At 51.2% G+C, this 17,978-nt stretch carries 18 protein-coding genes; all 18 read right to left on the minus strand.

Going from position 1 to position 17,978, the window contains the following annotated elements; all coding sequences use genetic code 11:
• Positions 1 to 89 precede the first annotated feature (89 nt).
• Positions 90 to 482, minus strand: a complete 393-nt coding sequence (locus B1748_RS26530) for a TIGR02530 family flagellar biosynthesis protein (protein ID WP_087570970.1) — start codon at positions 480 to 482, stop codon at positions 90 to 92.
• Positions 479 to 976, minus strand: a complete 498-nt coding sequence (locus B1748_RS26535) for a flagellar hook capping FlgD N-terminal domain-containing protein (protein WP_373271307.1) — start codon at positions 974 to 976, stop codon at positions 479 to 481. Before B1748_RS26535 ends, B1748_RS26530 begins: the two co-directional genes overlap by 4 nt.
• A 54-nt stretch (positions 977 to 1,030) precedes the next feature.
• On the minus strand, positions 1,031 to 2,407 hold the full coding sequence (locus B1748_RS26540) for a flagellar hook-length control protein FliK (RefSeq protein WP_179215839.1): 1,377 nt from the start codon (positions 2,405 to 2,407) through the stop codon (positions 1,031 to 1,033).
• Positions 2,408 to 2,449: 42 nt separating this feature from the next.
• Positions 2,450 to 3,355 (minus strand): MotE family protein, encoded by a 906-nt coding sequence (locus tag B1748_RS26545; protein WP_087570973.1) that lies wholly within the window; start codon positions 3,353 to 3,355, stop codon positions 2,450 to 2,452.
• A 37-nt stretch (positions 3,356 to 3,392) separates the two neighbouring features.
• Complete coding sequence (gene fliJ, locus B1748_RS26550; RefSeq protein ID WP_087570974.1) at positions 3,393 to 3,839, minus strand: flagellar export protein FliJ; 447 nt, start codon at positions 3,837 to 3,839, stop codon at positions 3,393 to 3,395.
• Positions 3,840 to 3,847: 8 nt separating this feature from the next.
• The gene (gene fliI / locus B1748_RS26555) at positions 3,848 to 5,176 is read right to left on the minus strand and encodes a flagellar protein export ATPase FliI (protein WP_087570975.1); all 1,329 of its coding nucleotides are present in this window, start codon (positions 5,174 to 5,176) and stop codon (positions 3,848 to 3,850) included.
• Positions 5,163 to 6,002: a FliH/SctL family protein gene (locus tag B1748_RS26560; protein WP_087570976.1), complete on the minus strand. Its 840-nt coding sequence runs from the start codon at positions 6,000 to 6,002 to the stop codon at positions 5,163 to 5,165. The genes fliI and B1748_RS26560 overlap by 14 nt, the downstream gene beginning before the upstream one ends.
• Entirely contained in the window at positions 5,995 to 7,011 is a 1,017-nt protein-coding gene (gene fliG, locus B1748_RS26565; RefSeq protein ID WP_087570977.1) for a flagellar motor switch protein FliG, read from the minus strand. Before fliG ends, B1748_RS26560 begins: the two co-directional genes overlap by 8 nt.
• An 11-nt stretch (positions 7,012 to 7,022) precedes the next feature.
• The gene (gene fliF, locus B1748_RS26570; RefSeq protein WP_087570978.1) at positions 7,023 to 8,597 is read right to left on the minus strand and encodes a flagellar basal-body MS-ring/collar protein FliF; all 1,575 of its coding nucleotides are present in this window, start codon (positions 8,595 to 8,597) and stop codon (positions 7,023 to 7,025) included.
• 41 nt (positions 8,598 to 8,638) lie between these two features.
• Entirely contained in the window at positions 8,639 to 8,947 is a 309-nt protein-coding gene (fliE, locus tag B1748_RS26575) for a flagellar hook-basal body complex protein FliE (protein WP_087570979.1), read from the minus strand.
• 27 nt (positions 8,948 to 8,974) lie between these two features.
• Entirely contained in the window at positions 8,975 to 9,427 is a 453-nt protein-coding gene (gene flgC, locus B1748_RS26580) for a flagellar basal body rod protein FlgC (protein WP_087570980.1), read from the minus strand.
• Positions 9,428 to 9,430: 3 nt separating this feature from the next.
• Complete coding sequence (gene flgB, locus B1748_RS26585) at positions 9,431 to 9,844, minus strand: flagellar basal body rod protein FlgB (RefSeq protein ID WP_087570987.1); 414 nt, start codon at positions 9,842 to 9,844, stop codon at positions 9,431 to 9,433.
• 220 nt (positions 9,845 to 10,064) lie between these two features.
• Positions 10,065 to 10,835, minus strand: coding sequence for a GTP-sensing pleiotropic transcriptional regulator CodY (gene codY, locus B1748_RS26590; protein WP_087570981.1), 771 nt, complete (start codon positions 10,833 to 10,835; stop codon positions 10,065 to 10,067).
• Positions 10,836 to 10,865: 30 nt separating this feature from the next.
• The gene (gene hslU, locus B1748_RS26595) at positions 10,866 to 12,269 is read right to left on the minus strand and encodes an ATP-dependent protease ATPase subunit HslU (protein ID WP_087570982.1); all 1,404 of its coding nucleotides are present in this window, start codon (positions 12,267 to 12,269) and stop codon (positions 10,866 to 10,868) included.
• An 87-nt stretch (positions 12,270 to 12,356) separates the two neighbouring features.
• Positions 12,357 to 12,902 carry an ATP-dependent protease subunit HslV gene (gene hslV, locus B1748_RS26600; protein ID WP_087570983.1) on the minus strand — a complete coding sequence of 182 codons (546 nt, stop codon included), beginning with the start codon at positions 12,900 to 12,902 and terminating at the stop codon, positions 12,357 to 12,359.
• Between the two features lie 122 nt (positions 12,903 to 13,024).
• Entirely contained in the window at positions 13,025 to 14,353 is a 1,329-nt protein-coding gene (gene trmFO / locus B1748_RS26605; protein WP_087570984.1) for an FADH(2)-oxidizing methylenetetrahydrofolate--tRNA-(uracil(54)-C(5))-methyltransferase TrmFO, read from the minus strand.
• Positions 14,354 to 14,473: 120 nt separating this feature from the next.
• Positions 14,474 to 16,573: a type I DNA topoisomerase gene (gene topA, locus B1748_RS26610; protein ID WP_087570985.1), complete on the minus strand. Its 2,100-nt coding sequence runs from the start codon at positions 16,571 to 16,573 to the stop codon at positions 14,474 to 14,476.
• Positions 16,574 to 16,601: 28 nt separating this feature from the next.
• Positions 16,602 to 17,753, minus strand: a complete 1,152-nt coding sequence (gene dprA, locus B1748_RS26615) for a DNA-processing protein DprA (protein WP_087570986.1) — start codon at positions 17,751 to 17,753, stop codon at positions 16,602 to 16,604.
• Positions 17,754 to 17,978 lie beyond the last annotated feature (225 nt).

Genomic DNA, 17,978 nt, shown 5'->3' on the forward strand with positions numbered 1-17,978 from the left:
ATTCCTCCATTGGTTCAAATAATGTCGATCATTGCTCCCTCAGTCGCTTCAATCGGTCCACGACCAGGCTTCCTCAAAAAGGTCCAACCTTAGTTCAAAATGATCGCGCTGTCGATTTGTGTAAATACGTTGCTTTTCATTTGATTGCCGTCCAGCGCCGTTACAACTGTACGGCTCGGAACGTTTACGATCATGGCGATATCGCGGTAGACGATCAAAGAATCCTTGGCGCCTTTGGATGCGGCATCGTCCACGGCCTGCATGATTTGAGTCAAAGAATCGGGCTGCAGCTTAATGCCTCTTTGCTCCATTCTCGTCTCGGCATGGTGACTGAACTTTAATACTTTGGATTCCAGCAAATCGCGGAATTCCGTAGATACGGGTTTTCCCTGTTGATGGGTATGGGTTTTATCCGCCTTCTCAAGCTGAATAGGCGTCGTTTTGATCGGAAACAGATGACCGATTTTTATCCTATCGCTCATGGCGTTTCCTCCCCTGCGCCATCCTCTTCCACAGGGTCCTTGGCCTCAATCTCCGTATCCGAGATCGCAACGACATAATCCAGCGCTACCTCTTTATCGCCAGACTTGGCATACAATAGGCCATCCCTGGACAAAATGGAATCCACTTGTCCCGTCATCGAGATGACGTTGCCTTGTTCGTTGTATTCGTACCATTCTATATGTTTGCCGATCAGGCTCGAAGCGGAGCCGATGCTCTGACGCATTAACGCGAGCTCTCCCGCCATGTTCATCAGCTGCTCGACGGAAGTAAATTGCGCCATCTGCGCAATAAACTCTTTATCTTGCATAGGCTGCATTGGATCCTGATTTCTTAATTGCGTAACGAGAATGGACAAGAACTGATCTTTGCCAAGTGTGTCGGTCGACTTCTTGTTCGCCGCAGCCTGCACGTTGGATTTATCGTAGTTGGGCCATACCGTTCGGGTGGACACAGCATCTGACAATTTCCTCACCTCCATCCTTCCAAACATAGATTAGATTGCAAACTCGTAAACGAAGTATTGTATTTATGCCTTTTCGTTAATCGATCTGCCAAAGCCTAACCCCTGTATAGCGGCTTGCTCCACCATCTCCGTCTCAAAAGCATTGTCCCTCACGCGCTCGTCTTCGCGGAAACCTTGACGGTCACCGGATTGACCGCTGCCATTTTGGCCATTGCCGAAGTGCTGATTGGAGAGTTGAGCTGCGGAGCTGCTTTGAGTGACTTCCAGCTTCTCCACGTTAAGACCTTGCGCCTGCAACGCAGCTCGCAGCTGAGCCATCTGATTCTCGAGCATATCCTTGGCCATTGCATTATCGGCTTGGAACAGCGCGGTCAACAGACCGTTCTGCATGGAAATCTTAACGTCGACTTGTCCAAGATGCTCCGGGAACAGCATAAGCTTTGCTTCGGTAACACCGTTTAATGCCCGGATATCGAACTTCTGCACGATGAGGCCTTCCATCGTTTCTGCGAAGTCATCGGCGAGCACGAACGACGTCGGTGCTGCGGACTTGGTTAGCAGCGATGCAAATTCCCGAACGTTATCAGGCCCCACGAACGGAAGCTGAACGGGCTGTGCCGATTCCGATGAGCTTGCTCCGACTTCCGCTTGAACCAAAGTCTCGGTAAACAAGGCTTTTTGTTCCGCGATTGCTTGTATGTATGCAGGATGCGCGGTTTGACGGCTCATTCGCTGAAGGTGGACAAGCGCTTCATTAGAACCGGACTGCTGAGTGACCAGCCACTCGGGCGTCTCGCTGGTTAAGGCTTGCTCTAAAGGCTTCGTTTTAGCACCTTCGAGCTTGGAGGCGATAACTCGCAGCTGCTCTCCGACGAAGGCAAGCGGATCCTGACCCTGCACTTGTTTAAGAGGTCCTTGCTGCAATTTCGTTTGCAGTCCAAGCAAAGCGTCCTGCAGACTGCTCTTCACGTTTAACGCCGCTTCCCGATTGCTGATCGTTTCTTCCGCCAACCCCGCTTGCAGCTCGGCTTGCGGCTGCAGTCGTACAATCGGAGCGCCTAAGAGCGCGAGCAAGGCGTTTAAGCTTTCCATTGCGCCAGTCAGCTCAATCAAGTCTTGCTCGGACAGCGTCTCGTCGTCTTGCGCGTTCTCGCCCAGGCTGTCGATCAATCCGTCGATAGCGGCCATCAGCTCCTCCAGCGTCGGCGTCGGCAATTCGCTCTCGGCTCCTGCAAGAGCTGACAGTCCGGCTATTGCCGACACAAGTGAAGATTGTTGATCCGCAACCTCTTCTCCCCCGGATTGTCCAGCGATGTGATGAACCAACGTTTGTTGAAAACCGGCGGCCGTGTTTCCAGCCTGTCCTTTAGATGCACCTTGCGATACGGCGGCTGTTGTCTGAACTGAAGCTGCTACAGCGCTGTTAATCATCATTTCCATTGTATTTTCACCTCCTTTCCGATCCTCGTCCATCCATACCGCCTATGTGCCTGGCAACAGCTTTGTCACGATCGTAGCGGTGGCCGCTTCATCCTTTTTCGACATTTCGCTTAAAATGCCTGATCTTGCCGTATCGCTTACTGAGTTGAGGATACGAATCACTTTGCTTGGGCTGATGTCCTTCATTTTCAGAAGCATTTCACCGGCGCTTTTTGCATCCATCGTTTCGAAGGTTGCGCTCAGCTGTTCTTGATTAAGCGTGGAGGAAACCGTTGTTTCTTTTTCGCCTGCCTGCTCGTTCACTCTTGCTTGCAAAGCGGCGATTTGGAGATCCTTTACTTCAACGTTATCCTTCAATTTAACCGTAGCTTCCGCCGCAATCCTTGGATCCATCTTCTCCATAATTTTCACGCGATCATCCGAACGCATGGATGCGAACAACAACACGATTTCGTCAATATTCATGTTTTGTACGATCGGGGCTGCTTTGCTAGGGGTCATCTTCGAGAACATACTCGCAAGTTCTTCTATCTTGGCGGTATACTGCTCAGCTTCCAGCAGCTCCTGTTCGGTCAGCTGCTTGAGCTGCGCATTTTCGTCTTCGAGACCTTTTACGGCTTCCTCCTGGTTCGAGGCCGTCGCGTTAGCGGCCGCCAGCTCCGCCTTCACTGCGGCAAGCTCCGTTTCCAGCTCCTCGATCTTCTCGCTCATCTTCTTGTTGCGGATGGCATCATCGTCCATCGAGTTTTCTGATATCTTGGGCTCCGGCAACACCTCGCGCAATATCGGCACGGAATTGCCGACCTGCAGAGCCTTATTGCGGAATTCCACATCGAATATCGCAAATAATACGCCTAGCAATACCACGACGAACAAGATCGGTATCATCAGAAACATAAATCGTTCAAATCCGTTATAGCTTTGTTTTTCTGTACCTGTTTCCGCCAATTCCACTCACTCCCTCTGCCGGCGCAAACGCATGTTCTTATGGGGTTGGCATCATGAATCGGACGGTGGCCATTTCATCCAGCTCGTTCTGCTCCTTCAATTGCAGAGCATGACGGAATCGATCCCAGGCATGATCCTTCGCCTTAAGCCACACCTTCTCATCCTTTACCTTGTCCGCGAGTCGCGACCGGCTGTGCTCAACAACCCGTTCGGCTTGCAGCACGTCCAAACGTTTTTTGTCGATGCAAGTCTGCAAGTGTTCAAGGTATTCTCCGATGATCCGTACTTCGGATAACGGCATGACCTGCTGCGCGGATCGTTGTAACTTCTCTTCCCATTCCTCTTTCGCCAGCACCAATTCGCGAAGCGACATCTCCTGCACGGACAATGCGCTCAGCGCGTCAGACAACAGCCATTCGGCCTGAGTCTTCTGGCTGGTCTTCAGGTCGACTACTTTTTGGAACGAATAATGGAAGGTTGCCACTTCAGCGTTCAGCTCCTGTCAAAATGCTCTATCAATTGCGATTGCGCTTCGCCGAGAGTTACCTTCTCGGTCGTTTTCTGCTTAGCGAATGCATGAATCGTTTCTATTGCTTCGATAGCTTTATCAATTTCTTTGTTGGATCCGACTTGATACGCCCCAATATTGATCAGGTCTTCCGAATCTCTATAGATAGCAAGAAGTCTTTTCAGTTCGTTCGCGGCATCCTGTTGCTGCTCCGTCACGATTTCCTTCATGACGCGGCTGACAGAGGCAAGAACGTCGATCGCGGGAAAATGTCCCTTGTGGGCCAAATGCCGACTTAATACGATATGACCGTCCAGAATGCCCCTTACCGCGTCCGCGATAGGTTCGTTCATGTCATCGCCGTCCACGAGGACGGTATAAAACGCCGTAATGGAGCCGCTTGGTCCCGTACCCGCGCGTTCCAGAAGCTTGGGAAGCGCTGCAAAAACAGATGGCGTATACCCTCTTGTTGCAGGCGGCTCGCCAATGGCAAGACCAACTTCGCGCAGCGCCATGGCGTAACGGGTTACGGAGTCCATCATCAGCATGACGTTTAATCCGCGGTCACGGAAATATTCGGCGATAGTCGTAGCAATCAAAGCGCCTTTCATTCGGATGAGAGCAGGTTGATCGGATGTTGCCACAATGACGACAGATCGCGCGAGACCTTCGGGTCCGAGATCCTTTTCGATGAACTCCAGCACTTCCCTGCCGCGTTCGCCGATAAGGGCGATTACATTGACATCGGCCGAGGTATTTCGGGCAATCATGCCAAGCAATGTGCTTTTGCCTACGCCCGAACCAGCGAATATACCGACGCGTTGTCCTTGACCTACGGTAAGCAAACCATCGATGGCTCTGACACCAATGCTGAGCGGCTCCGTCACGCGCGGACGGTTTAACGGATTGCTTGGCTCGTTGTGAGTGGAATAATGCTGCATACGGCTTGGCAGGAAACTTCCGTCGAGCGGATTGCCTAATCCGTCAAGCACTTTCCCCAGCAGCTCCGAACCAACTTGAACCGTGAGCGGTTTGCCCGTTCCGACAACATCGCAGCCTGGGCTTATGGCATGAAGATCGCCAAGCGGCATCAGAATGACCTTGTTATTTCTGAAGCCAACGACCTCTGCCTTAAGCGGCTTGGCCGATTTGGACGGATAGATATAACACAAGTCGCCGATACTCGCATCCGGACCTTCCGACTCCACCGTCAATCCGATGACTTGAGTCACTTTGCCGTTGACGCGGACAGGATCAAGCGGTCTTAGATGCTCTAAATATTTGTGGATATCAAGCGATCTACTCCCAGTCATTTGGTTCACTCCGTTCTTCGCCGCTCTGGTGAGCCAGCTGGAACAGCTCGCGCTTGATCTCGGATAACTGGGTATCGATTCTCGCATCTATGCTGCCGTAAGCAGAGCGTATGACGCAGCCATTGTCCTTAACCGTCGAATCCGGCAGGATATGAAGCTCGGCCTGCGAATCGATCGCGGTATGCAGCTCTTCCCTTGATGCCTGAACGAAAGCCAGCTGGGAAGGTGCGACGCAGAGCGTGATGACGCCTTGCTCTCTTCTGCGGGAGAGCGACTTTCGAATTAAGTCGACTGCCATATCTGGAGCCGAAGCCAACTGTTGGCCAATAATCTTCTCGGCTATGGCCACGCTGAGCTCGACTAGAAACGGCTCGGCTTCCTGTATAATCTGTTCGCGCATGGAGTAAGCGCTTTTTAACACTTCGGCCGCTTCCGACAACCGGGATTCCCAGCTCTGCTGCAACTGCTTAACAGCCTCCGCGGATCCCTCGCCGAACCCTAGCTCGTAGCCTTCCGCCCGGGACGCTTCGAATGCGGCCTCGTCCTCGGATCGTTTCTGAAGCCACCAAACGTCGATCTGTTGCTCCGCTTCGCCCAGCATCCGTTCGCATTCCTGCGATGTTTCGCGAAGCCTTTCTTCTGCAAACGATTCGGCATCGGACAAGATTTGGTCCCTCAATGCTATCGTCTCTTGATCCGGCTGCCAGGAATCTGTTTCTCCCTGCTGAGCGGGATCGACAGCCGCAGCCGCATATGGATTGGACCACTGAAGTCGTTTGAGCTGCTCCAATGAAATAACGCTGGAGGATTTGATCAAATTAGACAATGATATCATCTCCTCCGCCGCGCGCGATAATAATTTCACCCGACTCTTCTAACCTGCGAATCGTAGCGACGATTCGAGTCTGGGCTTCTTCAACATCACGCAGCCGGACAGGCCCCATAAATTCCATCTCTTCCTTGAACGATTCGGCCATCCGCTTGGACATGTTGCGGAAGATGGCCTCGCGCACCTCTTCGCTCGCCACTTTGAGGGCCAGCTGCAGATCCGCGTTCTCGATATCGCGAATGATACGCTGAATGGAACGATTGTCGATATTGACGATGTCTTCGAATACGAACATCCGTTTTTTGATTTCTTCGGCCAGCTCCGGATCCTGAATCTCCAACGCGTCGAGGATGGTGCGTTCCGTTCCCCGGTCGACTCCGTTAAGAATCTGCACGATGGAATCAATGCCGCCGGCATTCGTGTAGTCCTGCGTTACCGTAGCAGATAACTTCTGCTCAAGCACGCGTTCTACTTGCGAGATAACCTCAGGCGAAGTACTGTCCATCAACGCGATTCTTCGTGCGACATCCGCTTGTTTGTCCTGCGGGAGCGACGATAAAATTTGGGACGATTGCTCCGATTGCAGGTAGGACAAGACGAGCGCGATCGTTTGCGAATTCTCGTTTTGAATAAAGTTGAGAATTTGTGCCGGTTCCGCCTTCCTTGCGAAATCGAATGGTCTCACTTGCAAAGTAGCTGTCAGACGATTGATAACGTCCTGCGCCTTCGCTTCTCCGAGCGCCTTTTCGAGAATTTCTTTGGCATAAGAGATCCCGCCCTGCGAGATGTACTCTTGCGCCAGACATATTTGGTGAAACTCGCTTAGAATCGTCTCGCGATCACCGCTGTCTACTTTGCGCACATTGGCGATTTCCAACGTAAGCTGCTCAATCTCGTCCTCTCGCAAATGCTTGAATATTTGCGCCGATACTTCAGGTCCGAGCGTAATGAGCAAGATGGCTGCTTTCTGGCGTCCGGATAAGCCTTGCATCATGTTTTTGGACATTTATGGCACCTCTATTCGTCTACAAGCCAGGTGCGAAGAAGATTGACGAATTCGTCAGGCTTGCGTTTGGCGAGTGTTTCAAGATTTTTGCGAGCTTGACTGTCGTTGTTGACACTGTCCAGATCAAGCGTCGGATATTCCACTTTCGTCGACACAGGAGCCATTTCGACTTCTTCAATCTCCGCTTGCTTGCGTCTGCGGTTTAACAGGAAGACGAGTCCGCCGATAAGCGCGAGCGCGGCTGCACCCAGTCCAATTGCCCAACCTGTCGATAAACCGGCTTTCGACGCTGCAGATGGGTTCTCCGCAAAAGTTCGTGCGATTAATGAAACCTTTTTACCCATTAATACGTCATCATTAACATCTTGACCCGAACCTGCAAGTTGACCGCGAACGACTGTAGTCAAATAATTGGTAATGTCTGTCCTTGCATTTTCGTCCTCTAATTGTGCAGCTTCAATGCCGATACTAATTGATAAGTCCTCCAGAACGTAAGGTCCCGATTCAATGTTGTTTTTGATGCGGTCGTAATCGTAATTCGTAACTTGCGAATTGGTTTCCGAGGAGTTTGCCCCTTGCGAGCCTGCTTCATATCCCGGGATGTCCGTCTCGCCCGTACCGGCTACTCCGCCAGCGGGAGTCGATGATCCTGTTGAACTGGAGTTGTCAATTTGTTCGCTCACCTTGATCCCGTTGTTGTCGTTGTCAGCCAGCGGTCGAACGAGATTCTCTTCCGTCCTGCGTTTATCGAAGTTCATGGAGCTGGCGACGCTGACTACGAGGTTGTCGGAGCCAACGATAGGTCCTAAGAACTGCTGAATTTCTTTTTTGAGACTTGTTTCGTATTTGTTTTGAATCTGAAACTGCATATCTACCGCATCTGCGCTGCCTGTGCCTGCTCCCCCGACAACCGAGGAGATCAATTCGCCTTGCGGACTCGAAATCGTAATATCTTCGATCGCGAGATCGGATACGGTGGATTTCACGAGATTGTAGTAACCATCAATTTCCTTCTGCGATGGACGGTAGCCCGACGTAAATTTCATGACGATCGCGGCAGTTGCCTGCGGTTCGTCGGCCGCCGTCAAGAAGACACTTTCCTCTGGCCGATTGATGAGCACCTTGGAGCTCTCCACGCCTTGAAGTCCGTTGAGGAGCTTCTGCACCTCGCCGTTCAGAGCCGTTTGGTAGATGACATCGAATTCGTTCTGCGTCTTGCCGAATTGAGATGCGCTATTGCTGAACACTTCGAAACCGATAGATCCGTTTTGAACCAATCCTTGCGATCCTACATCGACTTTAACTCGGGATGCAACCGCGCTCGGTACCGAAATGCTGCTGCCATTGCTGCTGAGCTCGTATGGAATGCCGTTTCCGTCCAAATAATTCATAACGGCTGCGGCATCAGTTGCGTCCATATTTTGAAACGCGAGCTCGTATTCCGTCCTGGTGAACACTATCGTTAACAGAATGACCGTTAACAGCAATCCTCCTATCGACGCCCCCAACCATATTTTTTGTCTTTTGCCCATCTGGCCCCAGAAACCACTGAGCCTGCCGCGATAGTGGGCGATTCTCTCGTTCACGTTGTCACCTCACCCAATACTATGCTGATCATATTGCAGGATTAAAGTTGCATCCGCATCATTTCCTGGTAAGCTTCTACCACTTTGTTGCGGACCTGTGAGGTCAATTGCAAACCGAGTTGCGCTTGCTCCGAGGCAATTAGCACCTGTGTCACATCCACCTTGCCGGCGAGGAACTGGTCATTCAACGCATGCACTTGTTTTTCTTGATTGCTTACGCTCTCCAGAGCAGTTTGCAGATATTGTCCAAAGGACTGCGTTAATTCAGCAGGCGTAGCTTCTTTAACGGGTTTCGCTCCAGCGATGGCTTGGGATGGTGCAATAGGCCCTAGCTGCATCGATTGTATCATGAATTTCCCTCCCTGTTGTTGTTAGCTCTAAGCTCTTCCGATCTCCAGCGCCTTGACGAACATGGCTTTAGTCGCATTAATAGCTGTTACGTTAGCCTCATAAGCGCGCGATGCGGAAATCATATCGACCATTTCTTTAGCAACATCGACGTTAGGCATATGTACGTACCCTTGCTCGTCCGCATCTGGGTGCGAAGGATTATATACAAGCTTGTTCGGTGTTTGATCTTCCTGAATACGCGATACCCGGACACCGGACACATTTTCTTTTCCGCCCATCTGCCCCGCTAGGAGGGACGAAAACGATTGTTGCGTCGGCTCCAGCACGACCAGCTTTCGCTTGTAAGGTTCGAACTTCCCATTTACGTAGCTTCCCCTGGTTACTTCGGCATTGGCGATGTTAGAAGAGATAACGTCCATTCTCATGCGTTGTGCGGTTAAGGCGGATGCGCTAATATCGAATCCGTTAGATAGTTTCACTTTCTATGCCCTCCCGTCGATTCCTGTTCTCAACATTTTCAAATCGTGGTTAATTTGTTGGATATAGAAGTTATAGCGTAGTTGATTTTTGGCGAGCAGCGACATTTCGCGATCCACGTCGACATTATTCTGGTTGTTGTTCATGGATGTCGAATTATCGATTATCACTTGCGATGCAGGAAGATTTGAAGAATTCGTTCCGATCGGGATATGTCTGGCATCCGTTGTTTTTCCGGCAAGACTGCTGACCGAATCCCCCATCGATTGCTCCAGCAGCTCTTCGAACAGCATCTCGGAACGTTTGAAGTGTGGCGTTTCTGCATTTGCAATGTTATTCGATATGACTCGTTGTCTAGCTTCAGCGGTGTACAAAGCCGCTTCCATGCGTCCAAATGCCGCACCATTCAACAATTTCACTTTTCGTTTCACCACTTTCGCTATGAAAATCATAACTTACCTATTCAACAACATGCCTCTCATTCCTTCTTCATTCGACAAATAAATATTAAAAAAATGAGACGTTCGTGTCGTTTTTTGCTACCACGAATATCTTCTTCAATTTCCTAAATTATTACAATGAGAAAAAAGCCCTATCTTTGATGAAAGATAGGACTTACGTGTACTTTTGGAACTAGGACTACGATTTGATCTTTTTCAATTCTTGCAAAAGTTGGTGGTTCAGGATTCGGATGTAAGTTCCTTTCATTCCCAAGGACCTGGTTTCGATAACCCCTGCGCTTTCGAGCTTGCGCAGAGCGTTGACGATAACCGATCTGGTTATGCCGACACGATCGGCAATTTTGGAAGCGACAAGCAAGCCTTCCTTCCCGTCCAGCTCCTCGAAAATATGCTCTACCGCTTCCAGTTCGCTGAACGAGAGCGATCCGACGGCTACAGCAACAACCGCACGGCTTCTGACTTCCTGCTCGATCTCGTCCGCTCGTTCCCGCAGGATCTCCATTCCGACTATCGTGGAACCATACTCGGCAAGCACCAGATCGTCATCATCGAAGGCTCCGGCCTGACGAGTCAGTATCAACGTACCTAGTCGGTCCCCTCCTCCCGTAATTGGAACGACTGTCATGACTTCATGACTAGTTAATTTGGAGAACGTTTCCATTATTCCGGGATACAGTTCAACATTTGTAAGAGACTCTGCCGTGTCAAGGAAACGGAGGTTGCTCTCCGAGCTGAACCGGAGCTCGTCCGCCGATAAGGAACGGATATAATCGTGATCATATACGTCAACGGCTGCGCAGCCTAAAATTTTGCCTTTGCGGCTGACGACGAATACATTGCTTTGGACGGTCGAACATAACACTTCCGCCATTTCCCTAAAGCTTAGCGCCTTGCCGGCTGCTCGTTGGAGCAGCCGGTTCAGTGTTCTTGTTTTGTTTAATAAGCTCATTATCCCATGTGCCTCCCAGAACTGTAACAACTACAAAATATATTGGCTTAAATCTCGATCCTTCGCGATGCCGCCAAGCTTCTCGCGTACGTATTCCGGCGTGATCGTCATCTTGTCAAGCGACAGCTCAGGCGCCTCGAAGCTAAGATCTTCAAGCAGCTTCTCCAGAATCGTATGAAGTCGGCGGGCACCTATATTCTCCATATTGCGATTGACGTCAGCAGCAATAGATGCCAGTTCGCGAATCGCATCCGGCGAAAATTCCACTTCGATGCCTTCGGTAGCGAGCAGCGCGGTATACTGCTTCGTTAGCGCATTTTTGGGTTCTGTCAAAATACTGATAAAATCGTCCAGACTAAGCGAAGTCAGCTCTACCCGAATCGGGAAACGTCCTTGCAGCTCGGGAATAAGATCAGAGGGCTTCGCGATATGGAACGCGCCTGCAGCGATAAACAATACATAATCCGTCTTCACGGGACCATACTTCGTCATAACCGTCGAGCCTTCCACGATAGGCAAAATATCCCGTTGCACGCCTTCACGGGAAACATCGGGTCCTGAGCCTCTTGACGGACTTGCGATCTTGTCAATTTCGTCGATAAAGATGATGCCGCTCTGCTCCGCCCTGATGACGGATTCCGTCACGACATCGTCCATATCGATCAATTTGTTCGCTTCCTCCTGCGTGAGCGCTTTACGCGCCTCCTTTACAGGGAGCTTGCGTTTCTTCGGCTTCTTGGGCATCAGTTGTCCGAACAACTCCGACATGTTCATGCCCATGCCCTCCGGACCTTGCCCTCCGGCCAGCATATCCATCATATTCGGCGTCGTGTCTTCGACTTCGATCTCGATCACTTCGTTCTCGAGCTTGCCCTCTGCAAGCTGCACGCGGATCTGCGAACGTTTCAATTGCAATTCGCCGTCCTGCTCCTTATCCTTCTCTTCTTCCTTCTCTTCCTGATTGCCGCCAAAAAGCATTTCGAACGGATTTTTGTTCGTCTTGACTTTCGCCGCGCTTGGCGCGAGCAACTGAACGATTCGTTCGTTGGCTTGTTTCTCGGCTTTATCTCTCACTTGCTCGGTCCGCTCCGCTTTCACCATTCGAATAGCCGTCTCCACAAGATCGCGAACCATGGATTCGACGTCGCGGCCAACATACCCGACTTCCGTAAATTTGGTCGCTTCCAGCTTTACGAACGGAGCCTTGACAAGCTTGGCAAGCCGGCGGGCGATTTCTGTTTTGCCGACCCCCGTTGGACCGATCATTAGAATGTTTTTGGGCACGATTTCGTCTCTAAGCGCTTCATCGAGACGGCTTCTACGGTATCTGTTGCGCAGCGCAACAGCAACGGATCGTTTGGCTTCCTTCTGGCCTACGATGTACTTATCAAGCTCCGCCACGATCTGGCGCGGCGTCCAAGCATCATTCCCCATCCTTCTCGCCTCCCGCATCTTCTATAAGGTTTTTTCAAAAAGTCCGCTTCCCATCACGAAGTAACCGAACTTTTTGAACACGATATCCTATCCAATCTCTTCAACTATAATATTATTATTTGTGTAAACGCATATCTCGGCGGCAATTTCCAGCGCGGATCTTGCCATCTCCTTGGCTTCGAGCCCAGGTGCATGGCGTTTAAGCGCTCTGGCTGCCGACAACGCGAAGGTGCCCCCGGAGCCAATCGCAAGGATTCCGTCATCCGGCTCAATAATTTCGCCGTTGCCGGAGATGAGCAGCAGACCGGATTTATCCATGACAAGCATCATGGCTTCCAGCTTGCGCAACACACGATCCGAACGCCAATCCTTCGCCATCTCGACAGCCGCGCGCTGCAGATTGCCGTGATGCTCCTCCAGCTTCGCCTCAAACTTCTCGAACAACGTGATAGCATCCGCTACCGATCCCGCGAAACCTGCAACGACCTGTCCGCGGTATAAACGCCGAACTTTTTTGGCCGTATTTTTCATCACCATGCTGTTGCCGAACGTCACCTGGCCATCGCCCGCAATAGCTCCCTTGCCGTCATGGCGAATTGCGCAGATCGTCGTTGCGTGAAATTGCATTTCCATCCATGCGCCTCCGTTCCGTATATTAATGTTCCGAAAAAAGTTCGTCTAATCTACTCTATGACGACAATCACGCGAACAGCACGACATGCTGAGCAGATGACTTCCCGTCGCGGAGTTATAGTCTACTGTACGGCAGGATGAGTCAAATGTTGCAATTTAAAAGCATCGATGGCGTCAAGCGCCCGATTAGCGATCGCTTCGTTTTTGTCCTTTTTGTTCCGTATACGCGTCTCGAGCGGCGGGAACAGCCCAAAATTCGCATTCATCGGCTGGAAGTGCTTGAAGTCCGCCGTCGTAATATATTGAGCCATGCTGCCTAATGTCGTGTGATCCGGCAAAACAAGCGGCTCCAGACCGCGGGCCAGTCTTCCAGCGTTAATACCCGCGATCAGGCCCGAAGCCGCCGATTCGACGTATCCTTCTACTCCGGTCATCTGTCCGGCGAAAAACAACGAGTCACGCGTCTGCGTCTGGTACGTCGGCTTCAGCAGCTTGGGAGAGTTGATGAACGTATTCCGGTGCATGACCCCGTAACGGACAAACTCGGCATTCTCCAATCCCGGAATCAGTTGGAAGACCCGCTTCTGCTCGCCCCACTTCAGATGGGTTTGGAAACCAACCATGTTGTAGAGAGTCCCTGCCGCATTGTCTTGCCGCAGCTGAATGACGGCATGAGGAAGCTTGCCCGTATGAGGGTTCATCAGTCCGACTGGCTTCATGGGTCCAAACAAGGCCGTCTGCTTGCCGCGTCTCATCATGATTTCGATCGGCATGCAGCCTTCAAAATAAATTTCCTTCTCGAATTCCTTCAGCTCGGCAGTCTCGGCATTAACAAGCGCTTCATAGAATATTTCGAACTCTTCTTCCGTCATAGGGCAATTCAAATAAGCCGCCTCACCCTTGTCATAGCGAGAAGCCAGATATACCTTGCTCATGTCGATGGAATCCTTCTCGATGATCGGCGCCGCAGCATCGTAGAAGTAAAAGTATTCCTCGCCCAACAAGCCTTGTATTTGTTTGGACAGGTCGGGTGCCGTCAGAGGGCCCGTTGCAATGACCGTGATGCCGTCCTGAGGGATTTCGGTCACTTCTTCGTTTAGCACTTCGATGAGCGGATGCTCGCGAAGCCTGCTCGTTACTTCGCCCGAAAAACCATCGCGATCGACTGCTAGCGCTCCGCCTGCCGGGACGGCATTGCGATCGGCACTGATCAGGATCAGAGAGTCCAAACGGCGCATCTCTTCCTTGAGAACGCCGACGGCGTTAGACAGGCCATTTGCCCGCAAGCTGTTGCTGCATACCAGCTCTGCAAATTGGTTTGTATGATGGGCCGGCGTTTGTCTGACCGGGCGCATCTCGTACAGCGTAACGGGTACGCCTTGCGAAGCGATTTGCCAGGCGGCTTCGCTGCCGGCTAGACCTGCTCCTATAACGGTAACTTTCTGGGACATGGTTAATTCCAATCCTTTCGGTAAAACTTTTTGAAATTTCTGACGTTAATTGGCACGGTATGGCTAAACATCATCCTCCCTATGAAGGGAGGACGCTGGGTGTTCTCAATGTCGTATCCTCTATGCTTGTTCTTCCTGGTCGTCGTCCGGAACTTCTTCTGTATGGCTGCAGGTCGGACACTGAAGCTTCACGCCTGCTTTGCTCCTCTTCTCCACTAGCATGGAGTCGCAATTCGGGCACGGCTTGCCCGTCGGCTTATCCCAGGACACGTAATCGCACCCGGGATATTGATCGCAGCCGTAAAAGATTCTGCCCTTCTTGCTGCGTCTTTCGATAATTTTGCCTTCCCCGCACTTGGGACATGCTACACCGATATCCTTGATGATCGGCTTCGTATTGCGGCAGTCAGGGAATCCGGAGCAAGCGAGGAACTTGCCGAACCGCCCCATCTTGTAGACGAGGTGCTTGCCGCATTTCTCGCAGATTTCGTCCGACACCTCATCCTGGATTTCGATCTCCTTCATCTCGTCTTCCGCGACTTCCAGCCGCTTCTCGAACGATTCATAGAAGTTCGCAAGTACTTTGACCCAGTCCTCCGTGCCCTCTTCTACGTGGTCGAGATTGCCTTCCATGTTCGCGGTGAACTCTGCATCCAGAATTTCAGGAAAAAACTCCTCCATTAACTGGCTGACGAGCTCGCCAAGCTCCGTTGGAACGAATTTTTTCTCTTCGATGGCTACGTATCCGCGCTTCTGGATCGTCTCCAATGTCGGCGCATACGTACTTGGACGTCCGATACCGAGTTCCTCTAGCGTCTTTACCAGCCTTGCCTCCGTATAGCGGGGTGGCGGCTGCGTAAAGTGCTGCTTAGGCTCAACGGCTTCGGTCACCAATTGATCGCCGACCGCCAGCGGCGGCAGGAATTTATGCTCCTCTTCCGTACCGTCGTCGTTGCCTTCTACATACACCTTCATAAAACCCGGGAACTTGATCTTGGAACCGGTAGCCCGGAACACGACATCCCCTACACTAAGGTCTACAGTCATCGTATCCAATACGGCGGACGACATCTGGCTGGATGCGAACCTTTCCCAGACCAGCTTGTATAACCGCAGTTGATCCCTCGTAAGGAAAGGCTTCATGGATTCCGGATCTCGATAGATCGAGGTCGGACGGATCGCTTCGTGCGCATCCTGGGCATTGCTGTTTTTCCTCGTATAGATACGTGGCTGATCCGGCATATAGTCGGGACCGTATTTCTCGGTGATATAAATCTTCGCCTCCTCCTGTGCTACAGGGGAGATTCGAGTGGAGTCCGTTCTCATGTAAGTAATGAGACCGACCGTTCCTTCCTTGCCAAGCTCTACGCCTTCATAAAGTTGCTGAGCAACGGACATCGTCTTGGACGCTCGGAATCCGATCTTTCGAGCTGCTTCTTGCTGGAGGGAGCTGGTAATGAACGGAGGCGCTGGGTTGCGCAGCCTTTCCTTCTCTTTCACTTCCTGAACGGTAAAGCCTTCGCCCTTCATGGCCGCCAGTACTTCTTGGACATCGGCTTCTTTGCCTAGCTCGCGCTTTTCGCCGCCCAAGGAATAATACTTTGCTTCCAACGTGACGTCTTTCTGCCTAAGCTTTGCTGTAATCGACCAGTATTCTTCTGGCACAAAAGCGTCAATCTCGTTTTCGCGGTCAATGATTAGCTTGACGGCTACGGATTGCACGCGGCCTGCGGACAATCCCTTCTTGACCTTCTTCCATAACAATGGGCTGATCTTGTAGCCGACAAGCCGGTCCAGAATCCGGCGAGCTTGCTGGGCGTTAACAAGATCCATATTGATTTTGCGTGGTTGCTTGAACGCGTCCTTAACCGCCTGTTTCGTTATCTCATTAAAGACGACCCTGCAGGTGTCGCCTTCGTTAAGCTCCAAGTAATGAGCCAGATGCCAAGCGATTGCCTCACCTTCGCGATCGGGGTCAGCCGCCAGATAGACATTTTTTACTTTTTTGCTGGCGTCCTTCAATTCCTTGAGCACGCTGCCTTTGCCACGAATCGTAATGTATTTGGGACTGAAATCGTTCTCGACCTCGACACCGATCTGGCTCTTGGGCAGATCGCGAATATGGCCCATGGAGGCTTTCACAATAAACTTGCTCCCCAAATATTTGCCGATCGTCTTTGCTTTGGCAGGGGATTCTACAATAACTAATGAATCAGCCACGCGAGGTGCCTCCTCTCTTTGCGACAAGTTACAATATTCTATATATGGAACCAGGCTGAAGCTCAATTGTTCGTTTTATACATAAATTTAGCAGAAGTGAGTTCAAATGTCCAAACGGAATAGCAGTCAGCCCGTGCAGTTCGTCAATCGACAACGGCCGATCCCTTAGCAGAGCAAGCAGCTTGGCCTCCTCCGGCAACTGCGGTCTCTCGTCTTTCTCCTTGCTTCCAACTGTCTGTCCGCCTTGCTTGCCCCAAGGTTTTGCAGCATCTCGCAGCCACAACAATTGGTCAAAAATATCATCGATTCCCGTTATAATCCGAGCTCTCTCCTCACGAATCAGTACGTTGGGACCTTCGCTCTTAGGCGAATTAATGGGACCGGGCACGGCAAAAATTTCCCGATTCCAGTCTAACGCGAACTTGGCGGTTATTAGCGATCCGCTTCGCCGCGCCCCTTCTACGACGATCGTCGCGCAAGCCAAGCCTGCAATGATTCGATTGCGCTGATGAAATTGGCCGGGATGGAGCTTCGTTCCGAGGAGCGTCTCCGATACCAGCAATCCCTGTTCCCCGATATTTCGGAAAAGCGATAAATTTTGCGGCGGATAACAAGTATCGATCGGAGTCGGCAATACGGCAATCGTGCTTCCATTGCCCCTTAGAGCCGCTTCATGCGCTCTGCTGTCTATTCCTCTAGCCAACCCGCTAACAACCGTAATACCTGCCTCTGAGAGCTCCTGAGCAAGCTTATCGGCCGTATGCCTGCCATATGCAGTCGGCATTCGCGTTCCGACAATGGCAACTGAAGGCCGTTCTAGCAATTCCGACCGTCCCTTAGCATACAACACCCAAGGCGGCTGCGCAATATGCTTCAATTCGAAAGGATAACCTGAATCAAATGGCGTTAGCAAACGATCCATACCATTTCCGGCTTTAACGGATTCAGCTCTCATCCAACTTTTATCGTCTCCCGAGTTCCAGATGGGCTGGCGAAATAAATTCGCTGCCTTCTCGGCTCGGTCGTCGCGAAAACCTGCCGCCATCCATGCTTCCGGTTTCGTTCGATCCTTCGTCCAGAGCTTATGATCAATCGCGTTTTTAATCGCATGCCAACCAATGCCGGGAATCTCGTTAAGCGCTACTACCATGTCGCGAATTGCTCTTTTATTGTCGTCCATTTACCCAACCCTCTCGAGATCAGGGCAGGTTGCATCCTAGTCTATTTTGCTTCACGTGGAGGAAGAATGCAAGTCGCCCCTTATTTTGACGCCAATTCAACCGTGCAATCATGAACAAAATCACCTAAAGGTGATTCAACAAACCAATCGAAAACGTTCTGACACTAACCACCTAATGGACATAAAAGACGCTAACGGACATCCAGAGGCTGTCGATTCATTGTG

The organism is Paenibacillus sp. MY03 (assembly GCF_002165585.1).
In the GTDB taxonomy this organism is placed as follows: Bacteria; Bacillota; Bacilli; order Paenibacillales; family Paenibacillaceae; genus Pristimantibacillus; species Pristimantibacillus agaridevorans.

Excerpts from the sequence above, each read along its gene's own strand:
- hslU (WP_087570982.1), bottom strand. The coding sequence starts at position 12,269 with ATGGGGAATGATGCTTGGACGCCGCGCCAGATCGTGGCGGAGCTTGAT.
- fliG (WP_087570977.1), bottom strand. The coding sequence starts at position 7,011 with ATGTCCAAAAACATGATGCAAGGCTTATCCGGACGCCAGAAAGCAGCC.
- B1748_RS26540 (WP_179215839.1), bottom strand. The coding sequence starts at position 2,407 with ATGGAAATGATGATTAACAGCGCTGTAGCAGCTTCAGTTCAGACAACA.
- B1748_RS26530 (WP_087570970.1), bottom strand. The coding sequence starts at position 482 with ATGAGCGATAGGATAAAAATCGGTCATCTGTTTCCGATCAAAACGACG.
- hslV (WP_087570983.1), bottom strand. The coding sequence starts at position 12,902 with ATGGAAATGCAATTTCACGCAACGACGATCTGCGCAATTCGCCATGAC.
- fliE (WP_087570979.1), bottom strand. The coding sequence starts at position 8,947 with ATGATACAATCGATGCAGCTAGGGCCTATTGCACCATCCCAAGCCATC.
- codY (WP_087570981.1), bottom strand. The coding sequence starts at position 10,835 with ATGAGCTTATTAAACAAAACAAGAACACTGAACCGGCTGCTCCAACGA.
- dprA (WP_087570986.1), bottom strand. The coding sequence starts at position 17,753 with ATGGACGACAATAAAAGAGCAATTCGCGACATGGTAGTAGCGCTTAAC.
- trmFO (WP_087570984.1), bottom strand. The coding sequence starts at position 14,353 with ATGTCCCAGAAAGTTACCGTTATAGGAGCAGGTCTAGCCGGCAGCGAA.
- fliI (WP_087570975.1), bottom strand. The coding sequence starts at position 5,176 with ATGACTGGGAGTAGATCGCTTGATATCCACAAATATTTAGAGCATCTA.